General features: G+C 66.7%; 4 protein-coding genes. 2 read left to right on the plus strand and 2 right to left on the minus strand.

Going from position 1 to position 3,711, the window contains the following annotated elements:
- The first annotated feature begins 547 nt into the window (after positions 1-547).
- Complete coding sequence (gene kdsA / locus ACLP25_RS08330; RefSeq protein WP_442468743.1) at positions 548-1,405, plus strand: 3-deoxy-8-phosphooctulonate synthase; 858 nt, start codon at positions 548-550, stop codon at positions 1,403-1,405.
- 69 nt (positions 1,406-1,474) lie between these two features.
- A complete protein-coding gene (locus ACLP25_RS08335) occupies positions 1,475-2,374 on the plus strand; it encodes a lysophospholipid acyltransferase family protein (RefSeq protein ID WP_442468744.1) in 900 nt (299 codons plus the stop codon).
- A gap of 34 nt (positions 2,375-2,408) precedes the next feature.
- Here the strand turns inward: ACLP25_RS08335 and ACLP25_RS08340 are convergent, their stop codons facing one another.
- The gene (locus ACLP25_RS08340) at positions 2,409-3,047 is read right to left on the minus strand and encodes a DUF4142 domain-containing protein (RefSeq protein WP_442468745.1); all 639 of its coding nucleotides are present in this window, start codon (positions 3,045-3,047) and stop codon (positions 2,409-2,411) included.
- Between the two features lie 226 nt (positions 3,048-3,273).
- A partial coding sequence (queF, locus tag ACLP25_RS08345; protein WP_442468746.1) for a preQ(1) synthase occupies positions 3,274-3,711 on the minus strand: 438 nt, incomplete at its 5' end.

Consider the following 3,711-nt stretch of genomic DNA (forward strand, 5'->3'; position numbering starts at 1 on the left):
TTCCCGCGAAGGCTCGTTCAGCGATTCGAAAATCATCCGATTCTTGAATCCGAACCGGAGTCCGCCGTCCAGAAAATTCTAACGCCCAACCAAGCCCGACCGCAGTTCCCCAACCTGGGCAGTTACAAATTATGAATATCAGGAACCTATCGGGAAGCGGTAGTGTTCGCGTGGATGGCCGGGACAAGCCCGGCCATGACTCCCTGGTTCCGAACACTCGGCTTGCACGAGTTTCAACAGCCCTCGCGACGCTCGGCGATCAGAGCCTCGAGCGCCAATGCCTTCCGATCGGCGCGCGGCGGCTGGGCCGCAAGAAGCGCAGGAAGCGCCGTAGCGCGCCCCGGCCTCACGAGACCGTTGCGGACAAGTCGCGCTAGCCTCCGGTCGCCGGCCTTGCCGTCACTCATGAACATATTGGCTTCTTTCACGAGGCTAGAATAACTTGCCTGATCTGCGCGTTCAATCGGCGTCGCAACCGCTCTCTCTTGCCAACGCCCCCGCCTTGCCCCAAAGAGCGGCCGCGAAAACGACGAAGGACGCTAACCGCTTGCGCAACAACGCCATCGTTCAGGTCGGCCGCGGGCCGCTCGCGGCAAAATTCGGGGCGAGCCTGCAGCTAGCGCTGATCGCCGGGCCCTGCCAGATGGAGAGCCGCGCCCATGCGCTCGAGACCGCGTCGGCGCTGAAGGAGATCGCGGCGCGGCGGCAGGTAAAGCTCGTCTACAAGACCTCGTTTGACAAGGCCAACCGCACCTCGGGCTCGGGCGTGCGTGGGCTGGGGCTCGATGCGGCGCTGCCGGTGTTCGCGGAAATCCGCGAGACGCTCGGCTTGCCGGTGATCACCGACGTGCATGAGAGTTCTCAGTGCGCACCGGTCGCCGAAGCGGTCGACGCGCTGCAGATCCCGGCCTTCCTCTGCCGGCAGACCGACCTGCTGGTCGCTGCGGCGCGCACGGGGCGGGCGGTCAACGTCAAGAAGGGGCAGTTTTTGGCGCCCTGGGACATGAAGAACGTCGTGGCGAAACTCGACGGCGCCGGCGCGGGCGACGTGCTCGTCACCGAACGGGGCGTCAGCTTCGGCTACAACACGCTTGTCGCGGACATGCGCTCGCTGCCGATCATGGCGCGGGAGACCGGCGCGCCGGTGATTTTCGACGCGACCCATTCGGTTCAACAGCCGGGCGGGCAGGGGACTTCGTCCGGCGGGCAGCGGGAATTCGTGCCGGTTCTGGCGCGCGCCGCCGTCGCGGTCGGGGTCGCAGGCGTGTTCATCGAAACCCATCCCGATCCCGACCATGCGCCCTCCGACGGGCCCAACATGGTGGCGCTGAAAGATTTCGAGGCGCTGGTCGCCGAGCTCCAGGACTACGACCGCGTGACCAAAAGCCGCGCCGCGTCAATCTAAAGAAAACTTGTCATATGACGGTCGCGTGCGCGAGATATTTCGGACACAGGGCCGCAACATCGCAGCACCATGGACAAATATCTCTTCAGCTACGCGACCGAAAGCGACCCGCCCCTGAAGCGCGGCGTGATCCGGCTCGTGGAGACCGCGACCGGCCAGCCCCAGCTGAAGAAGATGTACCTCGACAACCAGCGCTATCCGCGCCCGAACGAGAATTTCTTCCAGGCCGCGGTGCGCAAGCTCGCGCTCGACGTCCGCTACGACGCCGCCGCGCTGGCCGGGATCCCGAAGACCGGAGCCGTCGTGGTGGTCGCCAACCACCCGTACGGCGTGCTCGACGGCATCGTTGTCTCGTGGCTTATCAGCAAGGTGCGGTCGGACTTCGTCGTCCTGACCAACGCCGTGCTGATGCGCGCCCCCGAGGTCAACGGCTACATTTTGCCGATCGACTTCAGCGAAACCGAGGAGGCGCAGAAGACCAATCTCGCCTCGCGCGCCGCCGCGCGCGCCCAGCTCGACAAAGGCGGGGTGGTGGTTGTCTTTCCGGCCGGCGCGGTCTCGACCGCCCCCGACACGTTCGGGCTCAAGCCGGCGGTGGACTGGCGCTGGCAGCCGTTCGTCTCCCAGCTCATCCAGCGGTCGAAGGCGACCGTCGTGCCGATCTGGTTCTCCGGCCAGAACAGCCGGCTGTTCCAGATCGCAAGCCACGTCAGCTACACGCTGCGCATCTCGCTGATCTTCCACGAGGTCCGCTCGCGCATCGGCACCGCGCTGCCGGTGATGATCGGCGCGCCGATCTCGTTCGCTGAGCTCGCTCCGATCAAGGACCGTCAGGCGCTCGCCGACCACCTCCGCGACCGCGTCTATGCGCTGGCCAAGCGCGCCCCCGCCATGGAGAAGAGACTCAGCCCCGCCGAGCGGCTGTTGAAGCCGGTCAAGGCGGCGCTGAAGGCGCAGCGCGCGGCCTGAGCCGTGCGACCGAAGCGCGGCTGGCGCAATGGCGTCAGCGCATATGGCCTCGCATTCTCTCGGCGTGCTGTCCGCCCATGCCCTGCATGGCGCCGAGCAACGCCAGGTGCTCCTTGATCATGCCCTGGGCGAGCTTGGCGACATTCGTCTCGTCGAGGTCGTCCGGGGCGCGGAGATAGGCCTGCTGGATTTCGAGAAGCCGGTTGTGGCCGTCGATCTCCGCGCGCAGATATTCGCGGTCGAACGCGAGGCCGGCGTTCATCTGGCGGAGCTTTTCCACCGCGGACTGTCCCGCCTGGTCGAGGTTCTGCATCACCTCCGTGTCGCTCGGCGACGGGACGCCGCCGCTCGGGGCCTCGCCGTTCTGGATTGCTTTAAGAATGGAGGCGACCGTCTCCTGCTCAGCGATCTCGAACTCGGTGAACTGCTTGAGCATCGGCGTGTTGACCTTGGCACGCGCGATGCGGCTCAGCATCAGGCTCAGAGATCCCACGGTCACGGTATCCTTGATGTGGGTCTGGCGGGCGGCCGACAACTGAGGGGCCTCGGCTCCGGCGGGAGCTGGAGCGGGGGCGGGGGCCGGGGCCGTCGCGTTCTGCGCCAACGCCTGTTGGAGAAAGACAGGCGCGGCGGCGAAGCTCGCGATCGAGGTGAGGATCAAACGGCGGTTCATCGGGCGTCTCCGGGAAAAGCCGCGCCGGGAGCGGCGCGCGGCCAAAAAACGCCGGCGAAAACGCGATGGTTCCCCGGGAAAGGGCCAGCCGCGCCGCGCCAGGCGGACGCGACTATGCGCCGCCCACACTCGGCCACGCGGTGGCGAAGAAACTCACCGCAGCCGAGCCGCTCTCGAAGCCGGTCACGGCAGCGCTCAAGGCCCAGCGGGCCGTTCGGCGGCTCGCTCAGCCGCGCCCGCGGTAGGGGGCGACGCCCTGGTCGGGGATCCAGATCGCCGCGGGCGGCTTGCCGCTCTGCCAGAAGACATCGATCGGGATGCCGCCGCGCGGATACCAGTAGCCGCCGATCCGCAGGAACCGCGGCTTGATTTCGCGGTTCAGGCGCTTGCCGATCGAGACCGTGCAATCCTCGTGAAAGCCTCCGTGGTTGCGGAAGCTCGACAGATAGAGCTTGAGCGACTTCGATTCCACGAGCCACTGGCCGGGGACATAGTCGATCACCAGATGCGCGAAATCGGGCTGGCCGGTGATGGGGCACAGCGTGGTGAATTCGGGGGCCGTGAAGCGCACCAGGTACGCGTCGCCGCGCTGGGGATTGGGGACGCGGTCGATCCTGGCCTCGTCGGGCGAGGCGGGGAGCTTGACGGATTGGCCCAGCTGCAG

Origin of the sequence: Roseiarcus sp. (assembly GCF_052145395.1) — a bacterium.
GTDB lineage: Bacteria > Pseudomonadota > Alphaproteobacteria > Rhizobiales > Beijerinckiaceae > Roseiarcus.